28 protein-coding genes and 3 pseudogenes are annotated in these 26,533 nt (G+C 69.2%); 23 read left to right on the top strand and 8 right to left on the bottom strand.

What is annotated here, in order from left to right; all coding sequences use genetic code 11:
* Window positions 1-60 precede the first annotated feature (60 nt).
* Complete coding sequence (locus J7E96_RS14130) at window positions 61-1,188, bottom strand: hypothetical protein (protein ID WP_215131091.1); 1,128 nt, start codon at window positions 1,186-1,188, stop codon at window positions 61-63.
* Window positions 1,185-1,973, bottom strand: coding sequence for a non-hydrolyzing UDP-N-acetylglucosamine 2-epimerase (wecB, locus tag J7E96_RS14135; RefSeq protein ID WP_215131093.1), 789 nt, complete (start codon window positions 1,971-1,973; stop codon window positions 1,185-1,187). The genes J7E96_RS14130 and wecB overlap by 4 nt, the downstream gene beginning before the upstream one ends.
* A 12-nt stretch (window positions 1,974-1,985) precedes the next feature.
* On the opposite strand from wecB, the gene J7E96_RS14140 reads away from it, so the two are divergent.
* From J7E96_RS14140 to J7E96_RS14160, 6 genes and pseudogenes are all read left to right on the top strand, one after another.
* Complete coding sequence (locus J7E96_RS14140) at window positions 1,986-2,258, top strand: hypothetical protein (RefSeq protein WP_215131095.1); 273 nt, start codon at window positions 1,986-1,988, stop codon at window positions 2,256-2,258.
* Window positions 2,255-2,419: a hypothetical protein gene (locus tag J7E96_RS14145; RefSeq protein ID WP_215131097.1), complete on the top strand. Its 165-nt coding sequence runs from the start codon at window positions 2,255-2,257 to the stop codon at window positions 2,417-2,419. The genes J7E96_RS14140 and J7E96_RS14145 overlap by 4 nt, the downstream gene beginning before the upstream one ends.
* Window positions 2,420-2,456: 37 nt before the next feature.
* Window positions 2,457-2,837, top strand: a pseudogene (locus J7E96_RS38775) (glycosyltransferase family 2 protein); the annotation flags it as partial.
* Between the two features lie 341 nt (window positions 2,838-3,178).
* The gene (locus J7E96_RS37330) at window positions 3,179-3,430 is read left to right on the top strand and encodes a hypothetical protein (protein ID WP_251069858.1); all 252 of its coding nucleotides are present in this window, start codon (window positions 3,179-3,181) and stop codon (window positions 3,428-3,430) included.
* 174 nt (window positions 3,431-3,604) lie between these two features.
* Window positions 3,605-3,757: pseudogene (locus tag J7E96_RS14155) on the top strand (IS630 family transposase); the annotation flags it as partial.
* Window positions 3,758-3,862: 105 nt separating this feature from the next.
* A complete protein-coding gene (locus J7E96_RS14160; RefSeq protein WP_215131101.1) occupies window positions 3,863-4,210 on the top strand; it encodes a VOC family protein in 348 nt (115 codons plus the stop codon).
* Here J7E96_RS14160 and J7E96_RS38780 read toward each other — a convergent pair.
* Window positions 4,188-4,544, bottom strand: a complete 357-nt coding sequence (locus J7E96_RS38780) for a transposase (RefSeq protein ID WP_374196667.1) — start codon at window positions 4,542-4,544, stop codon at window positions 4,188-4,190. The two genes, J7E96_RS14160 and J7E96_RS38780, sit on opposite strands and share 23 nt — an antisense overlap.
* 69 nt (window positions 4,545-4,613) lie before the next feature.
* On the opposite strand from J7E96_RS38780, the gene J7E96_RS14170 reads away from it, so the two are divergent.
* Both J7E96_RS14170 and J7E96_RS38435 read left to right on the top strand, forming a co-directional pair.
* Window positions 4,614-4,916, top strand: a complete 303-nt coding sequence (locus tag J7E96_RS14170) for an antibiotic biosynthesis monooxygenase (protein WP_308295945.1) — start codon at window positions 4,614-4,616, stop codon at window positions 4,914-4,916.
* Window positions 4,898-5,253: pseudogene (locus J7E96_RS38435) on the top strand (transposase); the annotation flags it as partial. The gene J7E96_RS14170 and the pseudogene J7E96_RS38435, both read left to right, overlap by 19 nt.
* A gap of 720 nt (window positions 5,254-5,973) precedes the next feature.
* On the opposite strand, the gene J7E96_RS14180 reads toward J7E96_RS38435, so the two are convergent.
* Entirely contained in the window at window positions 5,974-7,011 is a 1,038-nt protein-coding gene (locus J7E96_RS14180; RefSeq protein ID WP_308295946.1) for an NAD(P)-dependent oxidoreductase, read from the bottom strand.
* A 268-nt stretch (window positions 7,012-7,279) separates the two neighbouring features.
* Between J7E96_RS14180 and J7E96_RS14185 the strand changes: the two genes are divergently transcribed.
* From J7E96_RS14185 to J7E96_RS14215, 7 genes are all read left to right on the top strand, one after another.
* Window positions 7,280-8,977: an AMP-binding protein gene (locus J7E96_RS14185; protein WP_215131105.1), complete on the top strand. Its 1,698-nt coding sequence runs from the start codon at window positions 7,280-7,282 to the stop codon at window positions 8,975-8,977.
* Window positions 8,978-9,067: 90 nt separating this feature from the next.
* Complete coding sequence (locus J7E96_RS38170; RefSeq protein ID WP_308295947.1) at window positions 9,068-9,373, top strand: acyl carrier protein; 306 nt, start codon at window positions 9,068-9,070, stop codon at window positions 9,371-9,373.
* Complete coding sequence (locus J7E96_RS14195) at window positions 9,360-10,310, top strand: acyl-CoA dehydrogenase family protein (protein ID WP_215131107.1); 951 nt, start codon at window positions 9,360-9,362, stop codon at window positions 10,308-10,310. The genes J7E96_RS38170 and J7E96_RS14195 overlap by 14 nt, the downstream gene beginning before the upstream one ends.
* A gap of 29 nt (window positions 10,311-10,339) precedes the next feature.
* Window positions 10,340-11,470, top strand: a complete 1,131-nt coding sequence (locus J7E96_RS14200) for an acyl-CoA dehydrogenase family protein (RefSeq protein ID WP_215131109.1) — start codon at window positions 10,340-10,342, stop codon at window positions 11,468-11,470.
* Window positions 11,471-11,514: 44 nt separating this feature from the next.
* Window positions 11,515-12,777: an aminotransferase class I/II-fold pyridoxal phosphate-dependent enzyme gene (locus tag J7E96_RS14205; protein ID WP_215131112.1), complete on the top strand. Its 1,263-nt coding sequence runs from the start codon at window positions 11,515-11,517 to the stop codon at window positions 12,775-12,777.
* Between the two features lie 5 nt (window positions 12,778-12,782).
* Window positions 12,783-13,928 (top strand): GNAT family N-acetyltransferase, encoded by a 1,146-nt coding sequence (locus J7E96_RS14210; RefSeq protein ID WP_215131383.1) that lies wholly within the window; start codon window positions 12,783-12,785, stop codon window positions 13,926-13,928.
* 33 nt (window positions 13,929-13,961) lie between these two features.
* Complete coding sequence (locus J7E96_RS14215) at window positions 13,962-14,600, top strand: sterol desaturase family protein (RefSeq protein WP_215131114.1); 639 nt, start codon at window positions 13,962-13,964, stop codon at window positions 14,598-14,600.
* Here the strand turns inward: J7E96_RS14215 and J7E96_RS14220 are convergent.
* Complete coding sequence (locus J7E96_RS14220; RefSeq protein ID WP_215131116.1) at window positions 14,564-16,813, bottom strand: MMPL family transporter; 2,250 nt, start codon at window positions 16,811-16,813, stop codon at window positions 14,564-14,566. The genes J7E96_RS14215 and J7E96_RS14220 overlap by 37 nt on opposite strands.
* 233 nt (window positions 16,814-17,046) lie before the next feature.
* Window positions 17,047-17,274, bottom strand: a complete 228-nt coding sequence (locus J7E96_RS14225; RefSeq protein WP_215131118.1) for a hypothetical protein — start codon at window positions 17,272-17,274, stop codon at window positions 17,047-17,049.
* A gap of 638 nt (window positions 17,275-17,912) precedes the next feature.
* On the opposite strand from J7E96_RS14225, the gene J7E96_RS14230 reads away from it, so the two are divergent.
* Entirely contained in the window at window positions 17,913-18,950 is a 1,038-nt protein-coding gene (locus J7E96_RS14230; RefSeq protein WP_308295949.1) for a lactonase family protein, read from the top strand.
* 209 nt (window positions 18,951-19,159) lie between these two features.
* Window positions 19,160-19,666 carry an SMI1/KNR4 family protein gene (locus tag J7E96_RS14235; protein ID WP_251069859.1) on the top strand — a complete coding sequence of 169 codons (507 nt, stop codon included), beginning with the start codon at window positions 19,160-19,162 and terminating at the stop codon, window positions 19,664-19,666.
* 393 nt (window positions 19,667-20,059) lie between these two features.
* On the opposite strand, the gene J7E96_RS14240 is transcribed toward J7E96_RS14235, so the two are convergent.
* Window positions 20,060-21,007: an epoxide hydrolase gene (locus tag J7E96_RS14240; RefSeq protein ID WP_374196674.1), complete on the bottom strand. Its 948-nt coding sequence runs from the start codon at window positions 21,005-21,007 to the stop codon at window positions 20,060-20,062.
* On the opposite strand from J7E96_RS14240, the gene J7E96_RS38785 reads away from it, so the two are divergent.
* Together J7E96_RS38785 and J7E96_RS38790 are read left to right on the top strand one after the other, a co-directional pair.
* Complete coding sequence (locus J7E96_RS38785; RefSeq protein WP_374196675.1) at window positions 20,957-21,514, top strand: helix-turn-helix transcriptional regulator; 558 nt, start codon at window positions 20,957-20,959, stop codon at window positions 21,512-21,514. The two genes, J7E96_RS14240 and J7E96_RS38785, sit on opposite strands and share 51 nt — an antisense overlap.
* A 152-nt stretch (window positions 21,515-21,666) precedes the next feature.
* Window positions 21,667-21,888: a WYL domain-containing protein gene (locus tag J7E96_RS38790; protein WP_374196676.1), complete on the top strand. Its 222-nt coding sequence runs from the start codon at window positions 21,667-21,669 to the stop codon at window positions 21,886-21,888.
* On the opposite strand, the gene J7E96_RS14250 is transcribed toward J7E96_RS38790, so the two are convergent.
* Complete coding sequence (locus tag J7E96_RS14250; RefSeq protein WP_215131124.1) at window positions 21,873-22,442, bottom strand: hypothetical protein; 570 nt, start codon at window positions 22,440-22,442, stop codon at window positions 21,873-21,875. The two genes, J7E96_RS38790 and J7E96_RS14250, sit on opposite strands and share 16 nt — an antisense overlap.
* 234 nt (window positions 22,443-22,676) lie before the next feature.
* Between J7E96_RS14250 and J7E96_RS14255 the strand changes: the two genes are divergently transcribed.
* The 4 genes from J7E96_RS14255 (at window position 22,677) to J7E96_RS38440 (ending at window position 26,530) form a co-directional block, all read left to right on the top strand.
* Entirely contained in the window at window positions 22,677-22,961 is a 285-nt protein-coding gene (locus tag J7E96_RS14255) for an STAS domain-containing protein (protein WP_308295951.1), read from the top strand.
* A 440-nt stretch (window positions 22,962-23,401) separates the two neighbouring features.
* Window positions 23,402-23,566 carry a hypothetical protein gene (locus tag J7E96_RS14260; protein WP_215131128.1) on the top strand — a complete coding sequence of 55 codons (165 nt, stop codon included), beginning with the start codon at window positions 23,402-23,404 and terminating at the stop codon, window positions 23,564-23,566.
* Between the two features lie 276 nt (window positions 23,567-23,842).
* Complete coding sequence (locus tag J7E96_RS14265; protein WP_215131130.1) at window positions 23,843-24,592, top strand: TetR/AcrR family transcriptional regulator; 750 nt, start codon at window positions 23,843-23,845, stop codon at window positions 24,590-24,592.
* Between the two features lie 243 nt (window positions 24,593-24,835).
* Window positions 24,836-26,530 carry an alpha/beta hydrolase gene (locus J7E96_RS38440; protein WP_308295952.1) on the top strand — a complete coding sequence of 565 codons (1,695 nt, stop codon included), beginning with the start codon at window positions 24,836-24,838 and terminating at the stop codon, window positions 26,528-26,530.
* Window positions 26,531-26,533 lie beyond the last annotated feature (3 nt).

A 26,533-nucleotide genomic window follows, 5' to 3' on the forward strand; every position in this document is an offset into this window, starting at 1 on the left:
TCTCAGCAGGCGGGCAATGGGGGCCGGCCGAGGGAACGCCGTCGGCGACATGCGCCGAGCTCACACCAACAACTCCCAGACGACTGCGGTCAGGGGGACCTGATCGTCGCTGCGGGAGCGAAGGACCAGCGCCTGATGGGCGAACATCGCACACCAGACGTTGGCGATGTCCTGATCGCCTGAGAAGAGAACTCCTCCGTCCGGTCGGACGAAGCCGAGCAGCGCCCGCGTCAGCTCCTCCAGACGTCCGGCCCAGTGGTCCCCCTGCAGGTATCCAAGGCCGCGCAGCAGGAGGCCGATGCGCAAGGCCTGGGCGAGAACATCGGAACGCACGATCCCCCCTCCCACGGTCTCCGCGAGGGTTCCGTCAGCGGCTTGCAGTGCCATGAGGCGGGCGTAGAGCCTCTCGACGACCTCCAGCGCCTCGCCTTCCGTATGGAGCGCCCCGATGAGCAGGCCCTCGATCCCGTAGAGGAGCGGGTGCAACTCGCGGCACGGCCAGGCTTCCTGCAACATCGCCTCCCCGTGATCGCAGGTCCGGTGGCAGACCCGTCTGAGAGGTGTCCTGAGTACGCCATCAGGCATCCGGAGCAAGGCCGCAGCCGCTTTCAGGTGGTGCGGACCCGGTTGCGTCGACCAACGGTCGGGAAGTGGCGCGCCGGCGACCGCGTCGTGGGACCGCAGGACGGACGCTCCCGAACACATGCTTTCGATGATGGCGCAGAGGCCGGCGGCAGGCTTCTGCCATGCGCCGTGCCGGGCGACGTCCCCGAAGCATGCGACTCCCCGCGCTGCCATCGCCAGGTCAAACGTGAACACGCCGCTGTTCCGCCAATCGGAGCGACCGGCCGACAGGTACAGCCGCGTCGGCGGAACTCCCTGTTCCGACAAGGTGCGGGTGATCCAGTCCAACGCCTGCCGACCGTGCTCATGTGCATCCGCGGCACGGTCCGGAGAGCTCGCCGCGCCCGACGCCAACCAGGCCATCGCGTTCAGGTAGTAGCCGGTGATCTCGAGGTAGACGAACTCTGGATTCCCTTCCCGGTCCAGCCATCCGGCGACCGCTCCGCGCTGGGGGCCCTCCTCGATCTGAACCCCGCTCTGCAGTAACCATCGCTCGATGCACCGGGCAGCCTCTGCTGTCTCGGCAGACAACCCGGTACCAGTGATCGAGGACGCCCCCGTCATCGCCGGAACTCCGTCCCCACCGATGGCGCCATCACCTCGCCGAGGACCTTCACGATCCGCTCACCGGCGAGGCCATCCCCATAAGGGTCATGGCGATTGGCCATGTGCGCATAGTGGACGGGGTCCTCGAGCAGGGCGGCCACCGCTGCGACGATGTCGTTCTGATCGGTTCCGACGAGGTTGGATGTCCCAGCCCTGAGGGGCTCCTCGCGTTCCGTGCGACGGTTGACCACGAGAAGCGGTTTTCCCAAGGCTGGTGCTTCCTCCTGGATGCCGCCCGAATCCGTCACTATCAAATACGAGTCGGCGAGCATATGCGTGAACGGGATGTAGCTGCATGGCGCCAGCACCTCGACGTTCCGGGGACGGGTCCCGTTCAGGGTCTGCTGGATCATCCGGATGACTGGCGGAGAAGGGTGACGCACCAATTGGAATTGCACGTCAGGGTAGAGACTCGCCAGCTGCCGGACAGCGTTGAAGATGGATCCAATCCCGTCGGGTATGCTCTCGCGCCGGTGCGTGGTGATCACAATTCGACGTTGCCCTTCGGGGGGCGCGGCCGTTTGACGCGGCTGCGAGCGGGCCCAGTAGAGCGCGTCGATGCCGGTGTTCCCGGTGAGGAATATCCGGTCTGGTGCCACCCCCTCGCGTACGAGGTTGGCCGCGGCCATCTCGCTGGGGGCGAAGTGCAGATCCGCGATCGCGCCGACGATCCGCCGGTGACCCTCTTCAGGCCAAGGAGCCCTGTTGTCATAGGTCCGCAGTCCGGCTTCGACATGAGCCACTGGCGTGGAGGAGTGAAAGGCCGCGACGCCGGCGCCCGCGTCAGGCTGTTCCGGCCCCCGTTCGGAGCACAGACAGTGCGGAGCTATCTCGGCGTACGGGACGTCGGCCTCGACTGTGTCGTCTGGGACCTGGACAGCCTCGACTGGTGCGGTGGAAACGAGCAGGACGTCGCGGACAGTGTCATCACCCAGGCCACCGAGGGAGCATCGTCCTTGCGCATGACGGCCGCGCGGGCATCGACGAGGGTGCGAGTCCCAACCCTCCGTTCGACCGCGCCAGGATGACGGAACTCCTCATCGGCGGACTGGCGCGGCGCGGACTGCGCAACATCACCGTGTCGGACCTGCTCGCCATCGGAGACGTGCACCGCACGGTCTGGTTCTCCCACTACATACCCCCCGAGCACGACAGGTCGCGCCGCGATGTGGCTGTGGACGACCGCTGAACATACACATACCGGGAAGGCGGACGTGATGGCGGACATGCAGGGATCAGTGCGAGCCGGCGAGCTGGACGTCGTCATCGCGACACGTGACCGCCCGGCCCACAAGCTGGCGGCCTGTCTCGGCGCGCTCTGGCGCCAGAGTTTCGAGCACTTCGGTGTGATCCTGGTCGATGACGGCGGCCGGGACCCGGTGGCGCCTCGCGTCGAGGCGTCCCACCCCACCCGCCCGATCCGGGTCATCCGCAATGCGGAGTCGGTGGGGCCTACAGCGAGCCGCAACAAGGGTGTGGCCCTGTCGGACGCACCGTACGTGCTGTTCATCGACGACGACTGCATCTCCCATCCCGAGCTGGTCGCCCGGCACCACGCCGCACTGGCCCGTGCCGCCGGACCCGTGGTGTCCCTCGGCCCGATCCTTTCCCCGCCCGGGCGGCGCCTTCCGCCCTGGACACACTGGGACGCCGATCGTCTGGGAGGGAATACGCTCGGCTGGGCCGCGGCGAGAGCACCCCGACGTGGACCCACTGCTACACCGGCAACCTCGCGGTCCGTCGCGCGGACTTCCGTGCCGTCGGCGGCTTCGACGAACGTCTGGCCAGACAGGAGGACATCGAACTCGGCTTCCGGCTCTTCCGACTGGGCTGCCGGCTCGCATTCGACCCTGTCGCCGTCGTCTGGCACGACAGCGATCGCACCCTCCGGACATGGACCCGCGTCCCAGCCCTCAGCGCACTTTTCGACGTTCTCATCGATCAGCTCGTGCCCGATTCCGGGCGGCTGTCGTCGGTGCGCGAGGACCTGCGTCATCGGCACTGGCTGCTGCGCCTCGCCCGTCGGGTCTGCCGGACGCCGGCGGCTCGCCGGTGCGCCGTCACCGGCGCGATCGGAGCAGGATGCCTGCTCCACGTCCTACACGCCGATCGACCGTCGCTGGCGGCCTTCAGCCTGGTCTGGGATCTCGAATACACCCGCGCCCTGGCAGAGGCGACATCCGCCTCCCTGGTCTTCTGAGTCAGGAGCGGGCCGGACTTGAGGGGTGGGTGCGGCGTCGTTGCGCACCGCAGGCGTGGGCCTTGCGATGTCGGATCATCCCGGCCTGCGCTGGTGGTGCGTCGAACAAGGACGAAACTGCTCAACTCGGTTCCACACAAGGTCCACGACGTCGAGGGCCTCTACCCGGAGAAGTGGTTGCTGGGCCACCCCCGGTTCCACCTGCACTTCACACCGACCGGCTCGTCATGACTGAACCTTGTCGAGCGATGGTTCGCCGAGCTGACCAACAAACAGATACGACGAGGCGTCCACAAGTCCGTCCAGGCCCTGGAGAAGGACATCCGCAACTCAGAAGACCAGGGCGTGTTGCGAAAGTGCGTGCGGCGACGGACGTGCCGTAGTACTCCTGGGGAGACATAGAGACACGTTCGTTCTCACTTGGAGTCGTCGATGGCCGTTCGTCGTGTTGTGCCCAACATCCAGTCGGAGGCCGCGCAGGAGAGCCGGGAGTTCTATGGCCTGCTGGGCTTCGAGGAAGTCATGAACCACGGCTGGATCATGACGCTCGCCTCCCCGTCCAGCCCGGCAGCGCAGATCAGCGTCATGACCAGCGACAAGACCGCGCCTGTCACCTCCGACATGAGCGTCGAGGTGGACGACGTGGACGCGGCTTATGCGGTCATGCGGGAGAGCGGTGCGGAGATCATTCACCCCTTGCAGGACGAGGAGTGGGGCGTGCGGCGGTTCTTCGTCCGCGACCCCAGCGGACGGGTAGTCAACGTGCTTGGCCACCGCTGACGGCCTGGAACTTCGGCGGACGGCCGCCGCGGGCGCCGGACTTCCTGCGGTTGCGGACGTGATCGCCTTGTCCGGGATGGTGCAGCGGATCCCGCGTCATCGCAGGTAAGCACGGTTCTTGCGGGAGGCGTAGGCTTTGTCGGCCAGCACGCGATCGGGGCGAGTGCGTGAGATCCCGCCACGGCGCCCCGGTCCGCGTCCGCCACCGTATGGCGTCGATCAGCTGTCGCCTGGTCCGTATCGGAGGGCGTCCCGGCTTCTTGGCCGTCGGCAACGACGGCTCCAGGCGGGCCCACTGCGCATCGATGGTAGCGGCCTCGGGCCGGAACAACACCAGTCAACTGGCAGTTCCGCAGCGGCACAAGGCTGGCGCCGCGGCTGCCTGTGTGCAACGCTGACGGCCGTGATCGTCAGGGTGAGTGAGGCACGCGTACGTCCTGAACGCTTCGAAGCGTTCCACGACTGGATCGTCTCCGCGGTGCGCGAGTTTCCCGGTCAGTATTCAGGGCTGGTCGACCACGAGGTGCTGCTCGCGCCGCCCGGCTCACTGCTGTACGTCAGTCGCTGGCGCAGCGAGGAGGACTTGGTCGGCTTCGCCGGTGAGCAGTGGCGTGACCAGCCTGTGGTTCTGCCGGGCGAGGACGAGTACCTCGTGGCGCCACTTGAGGTGCGGCACTTCGCGATCGCATCTCTGAGTGGGCGTTGATCGAGCCGCTGATCACGGCCTGGAAACAGGACCGGGTGGCGTGGTCAGCGACCGGGGACCCCGGGTCCTGTGACCTCCGGGAGGTCGTGAACGCGATCTTCTTTTTATCAGAACCGGACAGATTGTCAGTGGCGCTTTCTGCCTCATGACTTCCCGGCCTGGTCGGCGGTGTTCTACTGCTTCGGCCTGTGGCGCGAGGACGGGCTCGACCAACGGATCCAGGAACTCCTTCGCTGCCAAGTCAGGGAAGGGGCGCCGATTAGAGGACCCGTCCCTTGTGATCACCGACACCCAGTCCGTACACGCAGCCCGGCACTGCCCTGCTCGACCAGGCGGCCGAATGGTGCAGGGAACCGCCTGGAGAAGGCCCTGGTGGACCGGGACTTCAAGGGCTGGCCGCGGCCACCGGCACGAAGACCGTACAGGCCAGGGCTGCGTCCCGCGCACAGAGTGCGGCCCCGCCTCGCAACCACGGGGGTAAGCCGGACCCCGGGCACCGCAACCGAGGGGGTAGCGCAAGTGTCCTCCGAGGGCCGTCGCCCCTGCGCCCGCCGCCGGCCGCCGGCCGACGATGAACGCATGAACACAGACACCCGCCCGGGCCTCCTCCGGCGCCTGCGCGCCCTGGACCTGCGCCTGGCGGCCTGCTGCGACCGCTGTTCTCCGTCGTCGGCCTCAGCGAGTCACTGGGCAAGCCCCTTACGCCGCTGCTGCTCACCCTGGGCATCTCACTGGTGTGGGTTCTTGCCACCGCGCGCAGGCGGGTCACCGACCCGCTGCTGACCCTTGTCACCACCGGCGTTGCCTACGCGTCGGCCACACTGGTCCTGAGCGCGGTGCTCTCGCCGATACTCAGCGGTGAGATCCAGGGACCTCTCGCCCAGCCGCAGGCGATCGTCCCGCTCTTCGCCGTCAATGCCCTCTGGGGGGGCCGCGTGCGGGGCCTGCGCGATCGGTCTGCGCGCGGCACGCGGCATCCGAAAGGCCAGCTCATGACCGTTGCCCGGCTCCAGATGGCCCGGGCTCGGCGGCCTGCTGTCGGCGATCCGTTCCCGCTTCACGGCCGGGCCGACGCGGCAGTCGCAAGCGTGGCGGCAATTCCCTCGGCCAGTGGGATCGACGGAACGAACCCGAGGTCCGTGCGGGCTCGTTCGGTTGAGCACGTCCATGCCGCGCAGCGCAGTTCCCGGGTCTTGTCCCGGTTGAGGGGTGGTACGAAACCACGCAGCCGCCCCAGTGCTTCCGCACACTCGGCGACCCCTCGCGTCACGGTGTGCGGGACGGGGAGCACCAGCGGGGGCCGGCGGCCCAGCACGTCGGCCACTGTCCGGCAGATCCCCTGCCAGGTGTGTTCCGTGCCGTCCGAGACCGTGTAGACACCCGAGTCCGGGACGTCGGGACACATCGTTCTGCCCCGGGTCGCAGCCGCGAGCAACGCCGTGCACAGGTCGTCGACGTGGATGACGGAGTAATGCCTCGGCCCGAAACCGCTTTTGAGGACGAGCCCACTGCGGATCATCGGCAGCAGTGACGGCAGGAACGCCGGGTCGCCCGGCCCGTACACGATGGGCGGCCGGATCGCGACCACTGTCAGGAGGCCGGCCAGTTCCCGGACAGCAAGCTCTCCGGCGAGCTTGCTGCGCCCGTAGTGGGATACGGGGGCGGCAGGCTCGTCCTCGGTCCGCGGCTGCCACGGTCGGGCAGGGCCGGCGGCGGCGAGCGAGGAGCATACGACCAAGCGCGGCGGGGACGGCAGCGAGGCCAGCACCTCGGCGAGTCGCCCGGAGCCCGCTGCGTTGCAGTGCCAATAGCCCTCGGCGGAGCGGGACTTGACCACTGCGGCGAGATGGAAGACACAGTCCGCACCGTCGGCCGCCTCGCGGACCGCCTCGGCACCCTCCGTGCTGGTGAGATCGCCCACGATCAGCCGCGCGTCGGAGGGGAGGCCGGACCGGACGGAGGTTTCTCGCACCAGGGCCGTGACCCGGGCGCCCTGTGCGGTGAGTCGGGCACACAGGCGTCGCCCGACGAAGCCAGTGGCACCGGTGACCAGAAACCTCTGTCCGGCGAGATCGTCGAAGCTGTAGCGGGTCACCGTACGACTCCTTGCTCGTCCCCGGTGCGACCGGCTCGAGGGCGCGCAGGGCACATCGGTCTTGTGTATGGGAGGCATCGCCGGGAGCGGCACCGTACCACTCTAAGTACGTGACGTATTCAGTCAGTTACTCGTAGCGCCTTTGCTCGTTGAGGAGAAGCAGTCCTGAAAGCGGGTCGAGGAGGAACAGTTGGTGGCGTACGACGGGGACCTTGCGCGGTCGTGTGCGACGTTGACCGAGGTTCTCCGCACGCACGCTCGCTCGGGGGTGTCGGCCACTGTGGGGGTGGCCGGGGACGCGGAGTTGACCTATCCCGAGTTCTGGGCGCGCGTCGTGGAACGCGCCGCATGGTTCACCGGGCATGGGGTGAAACGGGGCGACGCCGTCGCACTTGAGATGGACAGCACCACGGTGGCGATGGTGGCGTCCTTGGCGATCCCGCTCTGCGGGGCTGTCCTGGTGCCGACCGGTGTGCCGAGAGGGCTCGGCGCCAATACCCAGGAACGGTTCCGGGCGCTGGCCGCGCTGCGGGTCGGCGGAGCGCGCTGGTACGTGTCGGACGGCGCACCGGTGATCGGCCCGGAGGAGACTCGCGCCGCCGGACTGACGGTGGCGCATCTGTCTCTGGCAGACGTACCGGAGCGGGTCGCCGCCCATGTGGCGGAAGCGCCCGCACCCACGCCCGATCCGGACGACGTCGCCATGGTCCAGTTCAGTTCGGGCAGTCTGGCCGCCCCCAGAGGAATCGTTCTCACCCACCGCAACCTGGCCGTGAACCTGCACGCCATCACCGAACGCATCGGGCTCATGGCAGCCGGGCGCTCGGTGTCGTGGCTCCCGCTCTCCCACGACATGGGCCTGATCGGAAGCTTCTGGGCCAGTCTGTACGCGGGATTCGCCTTCCGGGCGCTGCCACCGGGTTCGTTCGTACGTGATCTGCTGCGCTGGATCGAGCAGTTGGGCGACTTTGGCGCCACGCACACCACCGGACCTCCCTTCGCCTACGAGATGGCTGCCCGCGCCGCGGGGCGTGCGCCCGCCCGGCTGGCCGGCGTCGACCTGTCCGCGCTGAGTGTCGCCGTCATCGGCGCGGAGCGTGTCGCGCCGCGGCTTTGCGAGCGGTTCGAGGAGACGTTCGCCGGGCACGGGATGCGCCGCCATGTGCTTCTGCCGGCTTACGGGTTGGCGGAGAACTGTGTCGCGGTCGCCTGCCGGGCCCCGCTGGTCGGCTCGGCGGTGCGCCGATTCGACACGGCCGAGCTGGAGCGCGGACGACTGGTTCCGCTGCCTCGGCCCCGATCCTCGTCGGAGTCGGCCGACGACAGCGGCGGCGTGCGGGAACTCATCGGGCACGGCGCCCCGCTGCCGGGCACCGAGGTGCGGATCGTAGCCCCGGACGGGCGGGAACTGCCCGAAGGACGAGTCGGCGAGATCCGGATCGGTGGAGAATCGGCGGCCCGTTGGACGATCGGCCCCGACGGTGTACGACGTCCGGCGGCCGGGGACGACGGCCTCGTCCCCACCGGGGACCTCGGTGCGCTGGCCGGCGGCGAGCTCTATGTGATCGGGCGCTCGAAGGAAGCCGTGAAGTACGCGGGACGGCTGCTGGCCCCCACAGACATCGAGCAGACGGTTCTCGATGCCTCGCCGGAGCACCTCGGAGCTGTTGCCGCGGTCGCCGTGGCACGGGAAACAGCGGCAACTGAGGACCTCGTGCTGTTCCTGGAACTGGCGGATGCCCGGAGGACAGCCACCGGGATGGTGGACGAGGCCGCTCTGGTGAGCAGCGCCCGGCTGACCGTACTCCGTGAGTTCCGGGTGCCGGTGAGTGATGTCTACATCGCACGGCGAGGCGCGCTGCCGCGGACGGCCAGCGGCAAGGTGCGACGGCTCAGCCTGGGTGCCGCCGCCATGGCCGGTGAGCTCCCTCCCGGAGTGAGACCGGCCGCGTCGGCGGAGTCCTGAACATTCGGCGTCCTGGCCACGTGGCCTGACAGGCACGGATTCCCGAGTGACAACGCGAAGACCGAAACAAGGCAGAGGAAGAGGACACCCGTGGAAACAGCGCCGACGTCGACCGAGGCCGCCCGTCAGGTACCGGACCGGGAGGACCTCAAACGACGTCTGGCCGCTCGGCTGCGTGTCGGCACGGAGGCGCTTTCCGATAAGGCCACGCTTGATCAACTCGGGCTCGATTCACTGCTGCTGGCGGAGATGGTGGCCGACGTCGAGACCCGCTACCACGTGGAGTTCGACATGGCGGTGTTCGCCGAGAACGTCGTCCCCACCCTCCCTCTCGGCGCGTTCCTCGACCTGCTGGGCGAGGGGACGAGCCGGGGTTCCTCCCATGCCGACGCCTGACCGGGGTGACGACGCGGGGCTGGGCGGGGCCGTGCTCGGGACCGTTTGCGGGCGGCTGACCCTGCCGCTGCTCGACCGTTTGGCACCGGGTTCCTCGGTACGGCCGGACCGGGTGAGTACCGCACTGAGCCACGCGACCACCCACGGTCTGCTGGGAACCCGCTGCGACATCGCACTGCACGGGCCACCGGGTCGCCTGGAGGCACAGGGACACGCCGACCATGTTCTCGGTCTGCCCGACGCACGGGCGGTGCTCGCCGAAGGCATTCGCCGATATGACGGTCGACAGGTACTGCTTCTGCTGCCCCTCGGCACGGCGCACACGCACGTACGGGAACAGCGATTCGGCGCTTTGGCCGGTGCGCGGTTCGCCAGGCTGGAGGTGACCGCGCTTCCCGTGCCCGACCACGCGCTGCTGGGCACCGTGACGCAGCATGCTCCGCTCCTTGGCGACGCCGTGGCGGCCACTCGGCTGAGCCTCGCCCGGCTGCTGACCGACCTGGGCCAGCAGTCCGTCTCGGATGTTCTCGGGTATGCGAGCCGCAGGCCGTTTCAGGACGGCGCCCTGACGGACCGCCAGGCGTTTCTGCACGCCTTGACCGAAGCCACCGCGGAGGTCCGGATGTGCCACGCGGTGACGCGGCGGGCCGCCGCCGCAGGCGGACCCGCCCGGTGGGACCGTGCTGTGCGGGCTGGGGTGTTCGTCTCCCGGGCGGTACCCAAGTCGGTGGGCACCGCATGTCGGCTCTTCGGCGGCCAGGGGTTCATGGACGGGCATCCGATCGCCGCGGCCTATCGCGAAGCGGTCTTCGCCCCGGTACTGCTCGGCGGGCAGCGGCGGCTGGTCGACAGCATGCGCGAACGGCTGGCGGGCCACGCGCCCTCCCCGCGGACGGCCGGGCGGGCCGGGCAACCGGCGTCGGCGAGCCTGCGGTGAGGCGGGCCACGCCGCCGGGCACTGCGAGGATGCTCGATCCAAGCTCTCCCGCAGCGTTTCGCGAGTCGGCGCGCGTCCTGGTCGACGCCGAGATCACACCCCATCTGGCGCACTGGGAGCGGCAGGGGACGGTGCCGCGGTCGCTGTTCGAAACCATGGGCCGAGCCGGGGTGTTCGGCATCGGCGTACCCGTGGACCAGGGGGGACTGGGGCTGGACCTCGCTCACGGCATCGCATTCGGCCGCGCCGTGATGCGTGAGTCGGCCGCCGGAGTGTGCACCAGTCTTTTGGTGCTGACGCACTTGGTCGCCCCTCTGCTGGCCCGCCACGGCACCCCCGGGCAACGGGACAGGTGGCTGCGCCCGATCCTTGTCGGCGAGACCGTCGCCTCGGTCGCGTTGACCGAGCCCGCCGGCGGCTCCGATCTGGTCCGCTCCGTTGCCGCCACGGCCCGGTCCGAACCGGACGGGTGGGTCCTGCGGGGCGAGAAGACATTCATCACCAACGCGCCCCTCGCCGACGTCCTGGTCGTCCTCGCCCGCACCACCCCCGGCACCTCCGCCCTGGGCCTGACCCTGTTCCTCGTACCCGCAGATCTGCCCGGGGTCGTTGTCACGCAGCTCACGACGGCGGGGCTGCACGCCTCCCCGACCGGACGGGTGAGTTTTGAGGACTGCCGACTGCCCCGCGAAGCCGTGCTCGGACGCCCCGGACTCGCCATGGCCCTCCTGGCGAGAATCCTCCCGGAGGAGCGTCTGGCGATCGCGGCGGGAGCCCTGGCCTGCGCTCGCTGGGCACTGGAGCGAACGGTACGTCTGGTGGGTCCGACAGACCCGGCCATGCCCGAACTCGCTTGGTGGGAGGCCGAATTGGAGGCGGCCGAGAGCTACGTCGACGCCACTGCGGAACGGATCGGCGGCGCCGACGATCAGCTGGACGCCGCGTTGGCCAAGACGGCCAGTGCCCGGCTGGCGCAGCGGGTCGTACAGGAATGCGCACGGCTGTCGGGCCCCTGCGCCTTCCGGGATGACGAGTCCGTTCCCGGCATGCTGACCGCGCTGCGCGATGTCCGTGTCTTCAGCGTGTACGGCGGCAGCTGCGAGACGGTCCGGGACACGGCCGCCGCAGAGATTCTTCGCGGCGTACGCACCACCGCGTAAGCCCGCACCACGCACAGGAGCGAGAAAGGGAGGTGAGACCACCGATGGAATTCGGGCCCGCGCACAGCAGCATGCTCGACCTGGTGGACCGCTGGCAGCAGGAGGGCACGTATCCGCTGTTTCCACTGATCACGGAGGCCGCGACGACTCGGGCCCGGATCGGGGTGCCCCATGCCCGCCCCGGTTCGGGGAACGCCCCCGACCGGGCGGTCACCGTCTTCGGATCCGCCGACTATCTCGGGCTTGCCCGGCATCCGGAGGTGCTGGAAGGCGCGCTCGCCGCCACCCGCCGGTTCGGCACAGGCACGTACGGGACCCAGGCGGTCGGCGGATACACCCAGCTGCACCAGGAGTTGGAAGCCGCCGTGGCCGCCTGGTCGGGGCACCCGGCCGCGCTGCTCTTCCCAACCGGGATGCAGGCCAACCTGGGCATACTCGGCACCCTGGCCGGACCGTGCGACCATGTCTTCGCCGACCGCTTCAACCATCAGTCGATCACCATGGGGATCCGGCTGTCCGGAGCCACCACGCACGTCTTCCGGCACAACGACACCGAGCATCTGGCGGAGTTGCTCCGTGCGGCGAGCCGGCCGGAACGGTCGGGGCGGCGGCTGATCGTCGTGGACGGACTGTTCAGCGCCGACGGTGACCTCGCCCCGCTGGCGGAGATCGCCGATCTGGCCGAACAGTACGACGCCCTGCTCATGGTGGATGAGGCGCACAGCGCGGGCACGCTCGGTCCTCAGGGGCGGGGTGTGGCCGAGTTGTGCGGTGTGCTGGACCGGGTCAACGTCGTGACGGGTACGTTCAGCAAGGCGTTCGCCTCCACCGGAGGATTCGTCTGCGCCGACACCGACGTGGTGACGCTGCTCAGGCACTCGGCGGACGCCTATCTGCTGTCCCTGGGCCTGCCGCCCGGCACCGTCGGGGCAGCACTGGCGGCGTTCTCGGTGCTGGCGGAAGAAGGCGCCGAGCGGCGGCGCAGGCTCCAGGACAACGCGCGTACGCTGCGCGCCCGGCTGCACGCCGTCGGCGTCGGCACGGCAGACTCCGCCGCCCACGTGGTCGTGGTGCCGGTGGGCACCATGGACCGCACCGCGCGCGTCACCCGGCGGCTGGCCGAACGCGGCCTGCTGGTCTGCCCCTTGTTCCCTCCGGCCGTGCCGATCGGCGGAGCCCGGCTACGACTCGGCGTCTGTTCGGAGCACACCGAGGAGGACATCGACTACGCAGTCGGCCTGATCGCCGCCGCCCTTGCCGAGGACGAGGAGGCCCGCGGCGCGGAGCCGGTGAAGGGGACGGCGTGACGGCCATGTCGCGTGCCCTGGCCGAGCCACCCCGTGTCACGGCGGTGCGCGGCGCCGCGCGGCGCCGGGAGTTCATCCGGCTGCCGTACCGGCTGTACCGGGGCGACCCCTGCTGGGTGCCGCCTCTGGAGAGCGAGCGCAAGGCGTTCCTCAACCCGCGGAAGAACCCGTTCTTCGAGTTCGGCGACGCCGAGCTGTTCCTCGCTCATCGGGGAGACCGGGCCGTCGGACGCGTCGCCGCCGTCCACAACCCCCGGCACAACACCCACCATGGTGGCAGCGACGGATTCTTCGGGCTCTTCGAGTGTGCGGACGATCCCGGCGCGGCCCAGGCGCTGTTCGAGGCCGTCGGGGACTGGCTGCGCGTCCGCGGGCTCACCTCGTCGGTGGGGCCGGTGAGCTTCTCGACCAACAGCGAATGCGGCACGCTCGTGGAGGGTTTCTCCTCATCGCCGGCTGTCCTGATGCCGTACAACCCGCCCCATCACGAAAAGTTGCTGCTGTCCTGCGGATTCGCCAAGGCCAAGGATCTGTGGGCCTGGGAGTGGACCACACAAGCGCCGGTGGACGACGCCGTCACGCAGCTCGCGCAATGGGCGGAAGGGCGCGGTGGCGTTCGCGTACGGCCGCTCGACCTGAGCGACTTCGACGGCGAGGAGCGGCGGCTGCGGGACATCTACACCAACGCCTGGGAACGGAACTGGGGCTTCGTACCCCCCACGGAGCGGGAGTTCCGCCACCTCACGGCGCAGCTTCGGCGCATTGTCCGGCCCGAACTGGTTCTGGTCGCGGAGGTGGACGGGGACCCGGCGGCATTCTGTCTAGCCGTCCCCGACGCCAATCAGGCGCTGAAGGCGGCCGGTGGTCGGCTGACCCGATACGGGCTGCCCATCGGCCTGATCCGGGCCACCAGAGCCGCCCGGAGAATCGACCGGTGCCGACTGATCGCCCTGGGAGTGAAGGCGGAATACCGGCACCGAGGCCTCGACGCACTGCTGTACACGCGCCTTGCACAGGCCGGACGCCAACTCGGCTACAGAGGCGGCGAGTTGTCGTGGGTCCTGGAGGACAACTACGCCATGAACCAGGCCATCGCGCGGATGGGAGCACAGCGGTCCAAGACGTACCGGATCTATCAGCGGCCCCTGTGATCAGAGGGCTGAGGAACACGGAGGCGAGACGCGATGACAGCGAATGAGTCACTGCGGTCCGACGAGAGCGCCGGGCGGGCGGACCAACTGCGAGCGTCTCCGCCGATGTTCCGCTCGCGGTTCCTCGACCGCTTCACTCGTGTGCATCCCGCCGTGCCCCCGTTGCTGCACGGGCCGGTCGTACTTCTGCTGCTCGCCTGGGCGGTCCGGCACAACGAGGCGCTCCCACTCCTGGCGTACTGTCTGCTCGGCTACGCAGTATGGACGCTGACCGAGTACTGGGTGCACCGGGCTCTGTTCCACTTCACCCCGCGCAGCGCGTGGGGGCGCCGGGCGCACTGGATGGTGCACGGGGTCCACCACGATCACCCCAACGATCCCCGGCGGCTGGTGATGCCTCCCTCGGTCAGCATTCCCGGCGCATACGGTGCCTACGAGCTGTTTCACCTGCTGGCGGGAGCGGGGCCGGGCGCCGCCCTGACCGGCGGATTCATCGCGGGCTATGTCGTGTACGACGTCCTGCATTTCCACATGCACCACCACCGCCCGTCCACGGCCCTGGGACGGCGCCTGCGCAACCGACATCTGCGCCATCACTTCCAGGACGAACGGCGCGGCTTCGGCGTGAGCTGCCCCTACTGGGACCACGTCTTCGGTACCGCCTCGCGCTGACGGGCTCCCCGCCAGGCCGGCAGCCACCAGTTCACCCGGCCCGCGAGTTGCATCACGGCGGGTACGAGCAGTGCGCGTACCACCGTGCAGTCCACCAGAACGGCCAACGCGAGGCCGACGCCCACCACGCGTAGGTGCAACAGCCCGGACAGTGCCAAAGAGGACATGGATACGGCGAAGACCAGTGCGGCGGAGGTGAAGAGCCGGCCTGTCTGCTGGAGACCGGTGGCCACGGCGAGCGGGGTGGGGCTGCCGCGCCGGTGTTCCTCAAGGATCCGCGAGAGCAGGAAGACCTCGTAGTCCATGGAAAGGCCGAAAGCGACCGCGAACATCAGGGGGATGAGCACATCGGTGATGCCCGCAGGAGACACACCGGGAAACCAGCCCTCCTGGAATACGGCGACCAGGATGCCGAAGGTGGCGGCCAGGCTCAGCATGTTCAGCAGCACAGCCTTCACCGGCACGAGCAGACTGCGCGTGTAGACCAGCAGCAGGAGGAAGGTCCCACCGCAGGCGAGTACGGCCACGAGCGGCAGCCGCTCTGTCATCACCTTCTCGGTGTCCGCCAGCCGGGCACCCGGACCACCGACGAGAGCCGGAACCGGTGCGGGAACCCCACGGAGCCGTTCCACCAGCCGGCTCCCCTCAGGAGTGAGCGGCGCGCGGGCGTACGTCTGAGGGGTCACGGCCAGCCGACTGGCCGATCCGGCGCTGAATGACGCCGCCCGGACTGCCGGGAGCGGTGACCGATTTCCGGCGCGGTAGATCCCGGTCGCGGTGTCCACCCGGGCCACTCCCGGGACGTGGGACAGTCTGCGGGCGTATCCGTCGAGCGCCGCCCGGGCGCGCGGGTCCGCCGTGGCGTTCAGGCCGGGCAGCACGACGGAGGGGGCGCCCGACGAGGCGGCGCCGAATTCTGTGCGGAGGATCCGGGCGGTCGAGGCGACCGGCGAGGACTCCGGGAGCGTCGCGTCGGCGTACACCCCGAACCGCACCCCAAGCGCCGGTACGGCAAGGAGGATCAGGAAGGTGAAGCCGGCGAGCGCGACGGCCGTCGGCCTTCTCACCACCCAGTGCGCCAGCCGGGCCCAGGTGTCGCCCTCCCGGCGACTGCCGCGCGGTCGGCGCAGTCGGGCGAAGACGTCCCCGCTGTCGATACGGGCTCCGAGTACCACGAGCAGCGCAGGCACGACGGCCAACGCCCCTACGGCGGAGGTGATGACGATCGCGGTGCCGCCGAAGGCGAGGGATCGCAGCAGCGGCAGCGGGACGACGAGCAGAGTGCACAGAGCCGCCACCACGGTGGCGGCGGAGAACGCCACGGCGCGTCCGGCAGTTCGCAGCGTGACCTGCACCGCCGCGTCCGGGGTGTTACCTGCCGCGACCTCCTCCCGGTAGCGGGAGACGAGCAGCAGGCTGTAGTCCACGGCCAGCCCGAAACCCAAGGCGGTGGTGACACTGACGCTGAAGGCCGACACCGGCACCACACCGTCCAGCAACCGCAGGCATGCCCCAGCGGTTACCACGGCGAACGCGCCCACCACGACCGGAAGCAGCGCGGCCACGGCGCTGGAGAACACCCACAGCAGGATCAGCAGGATCACGGGAGCCGCGATGAGCTCGGCCAGGAGCAGACCGCGTTCGCTGAGGTGTTCGCTTTCGGAGAGGACCGCGTCCTCGCCCCCGGCGGAGACTCGCAGTGCCTCATCGGGCCCGGTCTTCCCGGTGTAGCGGTCCATCGCGTCATTCGCGGCCGCACGCACGGCTTGCTCGTCTCCGTGGAAGCGCACCAGTACCAGCGCGCGACTGCCGTCGGCCGTACGGAACTCGGGGACCCGGAGCGGCCAGTACCCTCGGACCCACTCGGTGCGGGGATCGGCGGCGAGACTGTCGAGCAGTTTCTGCCCGGCCCGCGTGGCGCGCGGGCTGTCGACCGACCCGGAAGAGGTGGCCACCAGCGCCAGATGCGGTTCACCGGTGCTGAACCGGGAGGCCAAGAACTCGTCGGCACGCAGGGACTCGGCGGTGGGCGGCGTCCAGCTCTCGGGGGAGGGCCGGCTGCCGACTCCGAGGAGGACCCAGACCGCGCCGCAGGCGGCCAGACAGGCGAGGACGAGCACCCGAGCCGCACGGCGTCTCGCAAGCTGTGCGGGGACCGGCGGTTCACCGAGCTGCCGGATTGTCGTGTGCCCCTTCTGGGAGGCGGTCTTCATCACGCCCGGGGCAACGACGCCACGGACCAACCGTCACCGGGCTGGTCATAATTGATGAGGACGTTTCCCAACTCCGTACAGCCGACGTGGACGGTCGCGTGTGAGTGGGGCGCGTCCATACGGAACGGCATCGCCGCTCGCCGCCACGTGCCCGGCAACCCGTGTCCGCGCGGAGGACGCATGACGGGAACCAGCCCAGTCCAGACGCCCTTCGTCCTCCAACTCACGCTGGGTCATGTCGGCTGACGGAGGGCGCGGTCGAGCGTGGCTCTGCTGGCCGCACCCGCCCACAACTCGTCGCAGAGGAAAGTAGCGGCAGGATAGCTTTGCAAGGCGCAGTGGTAGTGGGTGTGCCAGGCGTCGTGGAGCAGGACGACGGTCTGCGGCCCCAGTCGCTCGGCCGCCGCGAGCAGGCACCGCCGCCGCATCCGCCCGTCCACGATGACGATGTCGTATTCCATGCCTGTCGTGTGCGGGTATGCCACGTATGCGGACAGGTCGGCGGTGCGGTCTTGGATGTGGTCGGGCAGGAAGGGTCACAGTCCGCGCGTCGCAGCAGCTGCGGGGCGACTCGGGTGTCGAAGAAGGAGCGATCGTACTCCAGGGAGACCCAGCGAAACGGCGCGTCCTGCTGTTCGGTGAGGGTGCGGGTGCGGGTGCGGGTGCGGGTGAACTCTAAGGTGCTGCGGCCGGATCCCCATTCGAGTACGCGCAGGCGTCCCTCGGCATGCGCGGCCGCGCGTAGCAGGATCGCGCGGATCAACTCGCCGTCCCGCACGCTCATCCACGCATAGGGGCTCTCGGCCAGCTTCCACGCACCGGGGCGCAGGTCTTCGACGTTCATAGGTGGGGTCTCCTCGCAAATGAGCCACCCCAGCCATTCCCCACCGGCCACCTGTATTCGGCCAATAATGCGGAACAGATTCTCTGATACCCAGCGTCCTGCTCGCCGCTGAACAAGGGGGCCTGCGAATTTATGGACCCGAACGCGGGACCGGATGGGGCTACCCGATCCGCCAGGACGGCGTGTACAGCCGTTGACGCGCCGAGCCGTGATTACAGTGCCCAGCCAGGCTGGAACGGCAGAGAGGGGCATCCTGTGCAGTGGGCGTACATCGGCTCGTTCACCTCGGGGGGCGGCCGCGGCATCACGGTCGCGGCCGTTGACGCGGCGACCGGGGCGCTGACCCCGCGCACGAGCGTCGACGCCGTCGTCAACCCCTCGTGTCTCGCCCTCGCCGCGGAGACCGGGGTCCTCTACGCGGTGAGCGATACGGATCCGGGCGCGGTCGCGGCCTTCCGCACCGGGGCGGACGGGAGCCTCAGCGCGCTCGGCCCGGCAGTGGGGGTGGGCGGCTCCGGCCCCACCCATCTCAGCGTGGCCGGGAGCCGACTGTTCACCGCCAACTACGGCTCGGGCAGCGTCAGCAGCTTCGCGACGGGACCCGATGGGAGCGTTTCGGGTCCCCCCATCGTGCTTGCGCACCACGGCTCGGGGCCCGACGGCGAGCGGCAGAGGGGACCACACGCCCACCAGGTGCTGCCGGATCCCGGCGGGCGATGGGTGCTCAGCGTGGACCTGGGAACCGATTCGGTAAGGGTGTGCGCGCTCGACCAGGTCACCGGAGAGCTCCGGGTGCACACCGAGACGGTGCTCCGCGCCGGGTCGGGACCGCGTCACCTCGCCTTTCACCCGGACGGCGAGGTCGTGTACGTACTGCACGAGCTGGAGCCGCAGATGACGGTCTGTCGTTGGGATCCGGCGTGCGGGCGCCTGGAACCGCTGGCGGAGGCGGCGATCGATCCCGAAGGTGCCCCGGAGGGAGAGCAGGTCTACCCCTCCGTGGTCTCCGTCTCGCCCGACGGCCGCTTCGTCCGCGCCGCAGTGCGGGGCAGCAACAGGATCCTGACGTTCTCCCTCGCCGACGGGGCCGAGAAGCCACAGCTCACGAGCGGCGTGGACTGCGGCGGGAGCTGGCCGCGCGACTTGGTGGCCGACCCTTCTGGACGCCGGTTGTACGTCGTCAACGAGTGGTCAAGGGACGTCACCTGGTTCGACGTGGACGCGGAGAGCGGTCAACTGCACCGCGGCGGCGCGCTGGAGGTTCCGGCCGCCGCTTGCGTGGTCTTGTCGTGATCGAGACGCCCCGCATCCGCCGTACCCGCGCTGTACAGCCTCCCCGTCGGGGGCCGGCGCCGCCACGATGAGCGCCACAGAGGTGCCCAGTTCGTCGCTGTTCAGAGGGAGACGACTCGCAGCGGTCCGATCTGCTTGGGCAGCGGCCGCAGGACGACGCGGCGACTGAGAGCAGTAGGCTGCGTGTCATGGCGCGATTCGATGAGGTCATGGCCACGTTCTGGGGTGACGGCGATTACGGCGTCCAGCAGACCCTGACGGACGAGATGGTGCGGGAAGCCGAGCGGGCGCTCGGCGTGACGCTGCCCTCGGCCCTGCTTGACCTTCTGCGGATTCAGAACGGCGGCATCGTGGCTGCTGATCACGATGCGTTCCCCACTGGCCGGCCGACGTCGTGGAGCGAGGACCACGTTCCCTTCGACTACCTGATGGGCATCGGGCGAGGCGACGGGATGAACTCGATGCTCGACACTCCGTACCTGGCTGAGGAGTGGGGCATGCCAGCACCACTTGTACTGCTTTCCTATGAGGCGCACTGCTGGATCGGGCTCGACTACCGCGCTTGCGGGCGGGATGGCGAACCCTCGGTCACATGGTTCGAGACCGACCTCGGCACGGAGCTCGTCCTAGCCGGTGACTTCCGCTCGTTCGTCGAGGGCCTCACTGCGGGCAGCACGTATGGTGAAGGCTCTGCTGGTGACCCCGTACCAGCTTGATGACCGGGGCGTCTTCCAGGCCAAGGAAGTCAACATGAGCTGGCCGGCAATTCTTTGACGACTGACCCGTGCGGTCCTGCGCCCGCTCCCGCACTACCCCAAGGCGGTGCTGCCGCAGCATCGACAAGGACAGGCACGCCGAGGCCGATGAGTTGGGGACGACCATCGGTCGGCACGCGCTTGCGGAAGGCTCAGGGTCCACGGCGTACGTCCCCGGCTCCATGAGCACTGGGAGCAGCGCTCCGTTTCCCCACTTCTGACGAGCATGGACGGGAAGCGCAACCTGCGACAGCGGGGCACTCAGCACGGCGTGCATCCCGCACACGCGAACACCGTCATGCGCTCAGACCACCGCCGCGACGCCGACCCTTCGTGGTCTGCGCCGCTGTGGTTTCAGCGCAGCTTGCTGAAGAACTCCCGTACGTCGCCGACGAGCAGGTCCGGGGCCTCCATAGCGGCGAAGTGGCCGCCGCGGCCGAATTCGGACCAGTGCACGACAGTGTGTTCGAGCTCGACCGTGCGCCGGATCGACACGTCCAGGGGGAACACAGCCACCCCGGTCGGCACTACAGATCGCTCGCTCGCGCCCCAGGCTCCGGCATGCGCGGTCTCGTAGTAGCTGTTGGCGGAGGACCCGGCGGTGCCGGTCATCCAATAGAGCATCACGTTGGTGAGCAGCAGATCCCGGTCCACCGCGTCCTCGGGCAGTTCGGCGGCCGGATCGGTCCACTCCTTGAACTTCTCCACGATCCAGGCCAACTGCCCGACCGGCGAGTCGTGCAGTCCGTGCGCCAGGGTCTGCGGCCGGCTGATCTGGATCATCACGTAGCCGGACTGCTCGGTGCTCAGGTACTCCACGTGCTCCAGCCGTGCCCGCTCGGCCTCGGTCAGCTCCCCCACCTCGTCCGGGTTGACCTCGGTGAACGCGGCGAGCCCGTTCGCGTGTACGTCGACGACCTTGTCGGGGTTGAGCCGGCCGAGCCCCGGGGAGATGACCGCGCCGGTGTCGCCGCCCTGTGCGCCGTAGCGGTCGTAACCGAGCCGGTTCATCAGCTCGGCGAACGCCCTGGTCACCCGGTTGGTGTCCCAGCTGGCCTCGTCGGTCGGCCCGGAAAAACCGCTGCCGGGGATCGACGGGACCAGGTGGAACGCGTCCGCCGGGTCGCCGCCGTGGGCCCTGGGGTCGGTCAGCGGGCCGATGACGTTCAGGAACTCAACGATCGAGCCGGGCCAGCCGTGGGTCATGATCAGCGGCAGCGCGTCCGGCTCGGGCGAGCGCACGTGCAGGAAATGGATGTTCTGCCCGTCGATCTCGGTGGTGAACTGCGGGTAGTTGTTCAGCTCCCGCTCGTAGACGCGCCCGTCGCCGAGCTGGCCGAGCGGCTGGAGATCACTCCGCGCACCGTGCGCCGCGATATCGACCGGCTGCGCGGCCTCGGCTACCCCGTGCTGGCCACCGCGGGCACCGCCGGCTACCGGCTGGGTGCCGGCGCGGACCTGCCGCCGCTGCTGCTCGACGACGACGAAGCCGTCGCGATCGCGATGGGCCTGCGCACGGCCGCTGGCGGTTCGATCACCGGTATCGAGGAGACCTCGGTGCGGGCCCTGACCAAGCTCGAACAGGTACTGCCGTCCCGGCTGCGCCACCGGATCAACGCCCTGCAGTCGGTGACGGTGCCGATGGCCAACACCGGCCCCACCGTCGACCCGAGCACCCTCACCGCCGTCGCCGCCGCCTGTCGCGACTCGCTGCGCCTGCGCTTCGAATACCGCTCCCACGACGGAACCAGCAGCAGCCGTACGACCGAGCCGCACCGGCTGGTGCACACGGGGCGGCGCTGGTACTAGGTACGCCAGTCCTGGCGGTCGGCGTCCCAGACCCGCGCACCCCGCCGGACCCCGATATCAGCGGCTAAACCTCGCGAGCGGTCTCCACGTCGGCGTACCGCTACCCGGCCCGGTTCACCCTGTACGTCAGCGCCGAGACCGCGGCGGAGCGGATCGCCCCCACCACCGGAGCGCTGGAGCCTATCGACGAGCACAGCTGCACGCTGCGGGCCGGGTCCGACTCGCTGGACGAGTTGGCCATCTACGTGACAACCAAAGGACTCGATTTCCAGGTGCACGAACCCCCGGAGCTCGTCGAGCACGTCAGAATGCTGGCAGCCGCACTGAGCCCCATCGCCCGCTCACCGCACTCCGCACCTCAGCCGCCGATGTAATCGAGGGCCACTCGGGCGAATCCGGCGATGTTGCGTGGACAGCGCCACCGCTCCAGCAGTTCCGGGCAGATCAGAGCGCTCTCGTCGTTCCGACGGTCGTCGTCCTCGTCATCAAGGTCAAGGTCAAGGTTTCCGAACCTCACCGTGTCGGGATTGCTCAGAACCTCCAGCGCGCCGGGAAGCCGGTCGAGATACAGGTCCATGTCGTCTTCAAACGGCTCGAAGGGATGCCCTCCGTGCCCGCATACGTGTCCTTCGTGCGCGCGTGCCACCGCTGAGAGCACTGCCACCACCGGTGCCTCAACACCAGGCCCCGGGCTGCCCCAGCCGACGTACGGGGACAGGACGACCAGCCCGAGCGTCCACAAGAGCGAGTGGGGGCCTGTCACCTCCGCGCGAAGGTGACGGACGCACCGGAAGACCGCCTCGTCCTTGTCGCCGAGGTAGGACCCGTGCCGGAGAGAGTCCCAGTCGGCCACCAGGGCATACCACTCGTCAGGGGTGGCGGGATGGGTGGCTGGGGCCAACGGGGTCTGTGAGGTGTTGCTTTCCATGCCCTGTACGACGGCGCGGCAAGGACCCCGGTTCCTCACACGTGTCGCGGTCGTCGTGGCGCAGACGAGGGGGCCGCGAGCGTGGTCGGCCAAGTTTCGCCTTGAGCGGCGCCTACCTTGCAGAATGGGGATGAGCGCCAATTCCGGCGTCACCTCCGGTCGAGGGGGTTCCTTATGTCCGCTGCCCCGTACGGGACGGATCTCGGTTCTTCAGCTCACGTACGTCTGAAGTCTGTGGACGCAGGCCGTGCCGAGCTCGCGCTCAGCGGTGAGGTGACCGGGAATGCCGCCCTGGAGATCGAGGAATGCCTTTCCCATAAGTCCTTGCGCGGCGTTTGCGAGTGGGTGCTGGATCTCAGCGAGGTCGAGTACCTGGATGCTACTTGTGCGTACGCGCTGATGAGGCCGTTGGTCGAGGGCTCACCGCCGCCCGTGGTGATCGTCCGGGGCGCGCGGAGACGCGTGCGGAGAACCCTGCACGAGACCGGCGCCGAAAAGCTTCTGCATATCGAGGATTGACCTGCGCCGGAGCGGTCACGGGCCTTCCCGAGTCCGGCGGGCCTCCGGGAGCTGCCTGGCGCGCGCCCAGGTCGTCGGAGCACGCGGAGACTACGAAAGGGTCCCTTGCCGTACGACCGGGCGGGCGTAACCACCACCTGACCCACGTCTACGCGAAGCCCGGCATCCACTCCCGGAGCGAACTCGCCGCACGATTCCGGGAAGCCGCGGACACCAACGCATCCGGGTGACCGCGCTGTCCGAGGGCGATCACGGGTGGTGGTTTGGCGCGCCGCGAGGGTCCGTTCGCCTCCTTTTCTTGACGCACTCCCCCAATAATGACAACACTGTAACCGTTATGACGCGGCCCTCAACCGTGAGGCTGCCGCCACCCGACACGAGCCGCGGCGGCGGCAACGACGCCACTGGCAAGGAGCTTCGAGATGCGGGAAGACGGTCGCATGAGCCGCACACTGCTACGTGGGGCGCGGGTGATCACCATGGCGCCCGGGCGGCCAGACGCGGAGCGCCTGGACATTCTTGTCGAGGAAGACCGCGTCGCTGAGACGGGCGATCACCTGGACGTTTCCGATGCCGAGACCATCGACGTCTCTGGGCCGCGCTGAGCGCTGAGCCGGGGGCAGATCGTCCAGGCCGCCATCGGACTGCTGGATACCGAGGGGGCGCCCGCACGAGCAGGGCGCGCGAACGTCGCTCACGCTGCCATCACCGACGGTAGGTTCGAGGTCTTCATCGCCTGGTCGAAGATTCGGCCGGCAGGCAACGGCCCGGCCTCTGGGGGGCCGCGTCGGGGTTGTTAACGGATACTGTGGGGCCGAAAGGTACTTTGTCTCGACGCATGCATGCGGAGATCGGCCGGCCGCTGAAAGGAGGACCGCTTCATGGCTTCGGAGATTCCGCCGGTGCCGGGCAGTCCTGCCTGGTGGGCGAGCCGGAAACCGGCCCCTGCGTACCGGCGCGGACGCCCTCCGATGGACGTCGGCCGGATCGTCGAGACCGCGCTGAAGCTCATCGACGAAGTCGGGATCCAGGCCCTGACCCTGCGTATGCTCGCCAACGCACTGGACTCCGGCACGGCAACGCTCTATCGCCACTTCAACGGCAAGGACGAACTCCTCGCCCTCGTCGCCGACAGAATCCTGGGCGAGGTCGGCGTCGCGCCCGAAAAGTTGGACGGTCTGACCTGGCGGGAAGCCGTGACCGCCGCCGCGGAGACCCTCTACGACACCCTTCGCCGACACCCCCATGCGTTGCCCTTGCTGGCGGCCAAGGTTCCCGTGGGCCCCAACGGCCTCCGCGCCAGGGAACGGCTCATCAGGCTGCTCCTGCGCCACGGTTTTTCGGTCGGTCTGGCCGCCCGCGCCTTCACCGCCATCGGCCACTACGTGGTCGGCTTCGCCATCCAGCAGCACGGCCCCGGAACACCACGCCCCGAAGACCAGGCACAGCTGCGGGACTACTACCACTCTCTGGACCCCGCCACCTATCCGGCCACGACGGCCGCAGCCGACGAGCTGACCTCCGTGCCGCTGCACGAGGAGTTCCGGTTCGGACTGGACCTGCTCGTCGACGGTTTGGAACAGGCCAGGCGCAAAGACGCTCAGGCGCCTGGCGATTCCAGCGGGCCCTGACTCCGGCAGCTCACTAGTGCGTAGCGACCCCCGTCCCTCATAGGCGCAGGCGTCACGCTTTCGGCCCGTGCCGCGCCAGTCGACTGACACGTGCCCCGCCAGGCCAATTCCACTTCTCCGCACGTGGCGCCGCCACCGCCCTGCCCGACCCTCGTCCGCACTTGGCTGCCCCTTTCAAAAATATATGGCTACTCTGTATCCGAAAACGATACGGCTACATCGTAACCAATACCTGGGGGCGAGATGAAGAACAGCCTCACGGAGGGATCGTCATTCACGTCGGTCGACGGAATGCGCGTGCGCTTCGTGCGGGAGGGCCGAGGGCCGGCGGTGCTGCTGCACGGCTCCGGCTCCTCCCTGGACGCCTTCGAGCAGATCGCGGCCCGGCTACGCCCGGCCTACGAGGTGATTCGGCTGGACCTGCCGGGCTTCGGACTGACCGGGCCCCGCCCGGACCGGGACTACCGCATCGAGTCGTACGTCGCCTTCGTCGACCGCTTCCTCGACCGGCAGTCCGTGGACACCTGCACGGTCGCCGGCCACTCTCTCGGCGGGAACATCGCGTGGAACTTCGCACTCACCCACCCCGAGCGGGTACACCGCCTGGTGCTCATGAACGCGACCGGGTACGCCGGCAAGTCGCTGCCCGTCGCGATGCGCCTCGCCCGCAACCCGCTCACCCGCCCGCTGCTGCGCCGTGCGGGCTCGCGAGGCATGGTCGCCCGGAGCGTACGCGGCATGGTGGGGCCCGGTTTCACCGTGCCGGAAGCCATGGTCGACCGCATGCACTCCATGATGAGCGGGGCGGGGAACCGTGCCGCCTTCATCGACCTCGCCAGGACCGACCAGGCCGACCGGACGCCTGAACTCCGGCGGCTGCGCGTGCGCTCGCTGATCCTGCGCGGCGACCGCATCGACGGCCAGCACTTCGCCAGGGACATTCCTGACAGCCGGGACGTCGTACTCCCCGGTGTCGGTCACCTGATACCGGAGGAAGCACCCGCCGAAGTGGCCCGACGCCCTTCTCGAATTCCTCGGAGACCCGTCATGAGCCGCGCCTACGTCGCCAAGGGCGAAGACCGAATCCTGGACGAGAACGCCCGGGCGGCCGCCCAAGGGTCCTTCGTCCCGCTGTCCGACGGGGTGACCCACTACCAGCTGGCCGGGCCGGACACGGGTCCGCTCGTGCTGCTGGCGCCCGGGCTGACGACTCCGCTCGGCTACTGGGACGCGGTCGCCGCCAACCTGCACACCCGCGGCCTGCGCACGCTGGCGTACAGCACGTACGGCCGCGGATGGTCCGACCGCGTCGAAGCCCGCTACGACCAGGCCCTGTTCCTCCGTCAGCTGAGCGAACTCCTCGACACCGTCGCCCCCGAGGAGCGCGTCCACGTGGTCGGGACGTCCATGGGCGGCCTCATCGCCCAGGCCTACGCCACCCAGCCCGGCGTTCCCACGCCGTTGTCGCTGACCCTGATCGGTCCGGCGGGCCTGGCCGGGCAGCCCCATCCCCTCACCCGCCTGCTGGCCGTCGATCCGCTGGCCCGGCGCCTGGGCAGGCTCTTCGGCCACCGTTTCCTCAGCAGCCATGTGGGAAACGAGGTGCGGTCGAGCGATGACATCGCGCGGCTCCACCGCCTGGTCGACGAGCCCTACCGCTTCCACGGCTCGATCTACGCCACGCTGTCCACGGTCAGGGATTTCCCGCTCAGCGCACAGCACGACCTCTACCGACGGGCCGGCCGACTGCCCGTACCGAAGCTGCTGTTGTGGGGCAAACACGACCAGGTCACCCCCATAGACCAGCTCGACGCCGTCCGGGACCTCTTCCAGCCGGACGACTCGCACGTGTTCGACCACTGCGGACACATGGTCCCGTTCGAGGATCCGCACGGCACCGCACGGCTGCTCGCCACCTTCTTCGAAAAGATCAATTGAGGC

The sequence above is a fragment of the Streptomyces sp. ISL-96 genome (assembly GCF_018614035.1).
Lineage (GTDB): Bacteria > Actinomycetota > Actinomycetes > Streptomycetales > Streptomycetaceae > Streptomyces.

Coding starts and splice junctions, on each gene's coding strand:
- J7E96_RS38440 (WP_308295952.1), top strand. CDS start 24,836: ATGAAGAACAGCCTCACGGAGGGATCGTCATTCACGTCGGTCGACGGA.
- J7E96_RS14215 (WP_215131114.1), top strand. CDS start 13,962: ATGACAGCGAATGAGTCACTGCGGTCCGACGAGAGCGCCGGGCGGGCG.
- J7E96_RS14195 (WP_215131107.1), top strand. CDS start 9,360: ATGCCGACGCCTGACCGGGGTGACGACGCGGGGCTGGGCGGGGCCGTG.
- J7E96_RS14265 (WP_215131130.1), top strand. CDS start 23,843: ATGGCTTCGGAGATTCCGCCGGTGCCGGGCAGTCCTGCCTGGTGGGCG.
- J7E96_RS14260 (WP_215131128.1), top strand. CDS start 23,402: ATGAGCCGCACACTGCTACGTGGGGCGCGGGTGATCACCATGGCGCCC.
- J7E96_RS14130 (WP_215131091.1), bottom strand. CDS start 1,188: ATGACGGGGGCGTCCTCGATCACTGGTACCGGGTTGTCTGCCGAGACA.
- J7E96_RS14220 (WP_215131116.1), bottom strand. CDS start 16,813: ATGAAGACCGCCTCCCAGAAGGGGCACACGACAATCCGGCAGCTCGGT.
- J7E96_RS14250 (WP_215131124.1), bottom strand. CDS start 22,442: ATGGAAAGCAACACCTCACAGACCCCGTTGGCCCCAGCCACCCATCCC.
- J7E96_RS14145 (WP_215131097.1), top strand. CDS start 2,255: ATGACGGAACTCCTCATCGGCGGACTGGCGCGGCGCGGACTGCGCAAC.
- J7E96_RS14235 (WP_251069859.1), top strand. CDS start 19,160: ATGGCCACGTTCTGGGGTGACGGCGATTACGGCGTCCAGCAGACCCTG.
- J7E96_RS14160 (WP_215131101.1), top strand. CDS start 3,863: ATGGCCGTTCGTCGTGTTGTGCCCAACATCCAGTCGGAGGCCGCGCAG.
- J7E96_RS14205 (WP_215131112.1), top strand. CDS start 11,515: ATGGAATTCGGGCCCGCGCACAGCAGCATGCTCGACCTGGTGGACCGC.
- J7E96_RS14210 (WP_215131383.1), top strand. CDS start 12,783: ATGTCGCGTGCCCTGGCCGAGCCACCCCGTGTCACGGCGGTGCGCGGC.
- J7E96_RS14200 (WP_215131109.1), top strand. CDS start 10,340: ATGCTCGATCCAAGCTCTCCCGCAGCGTTTCGCGAGTCGGCGCGCGTC.
- J7E96_RS14225 (WP_215131118.1), bottom strand. CDS start 17,274: ATGGAATACGACATCGTCATCGTGGACGGGCGGATGCGGCGGCGGTGC.
- J7E96_RS38785 (WP_374196675.1), top strand. CDS start 20,957: ATGGATGTTCTGCCCGTCGATCTCGGTGGTGAACTGCGGGTAGTTGTT.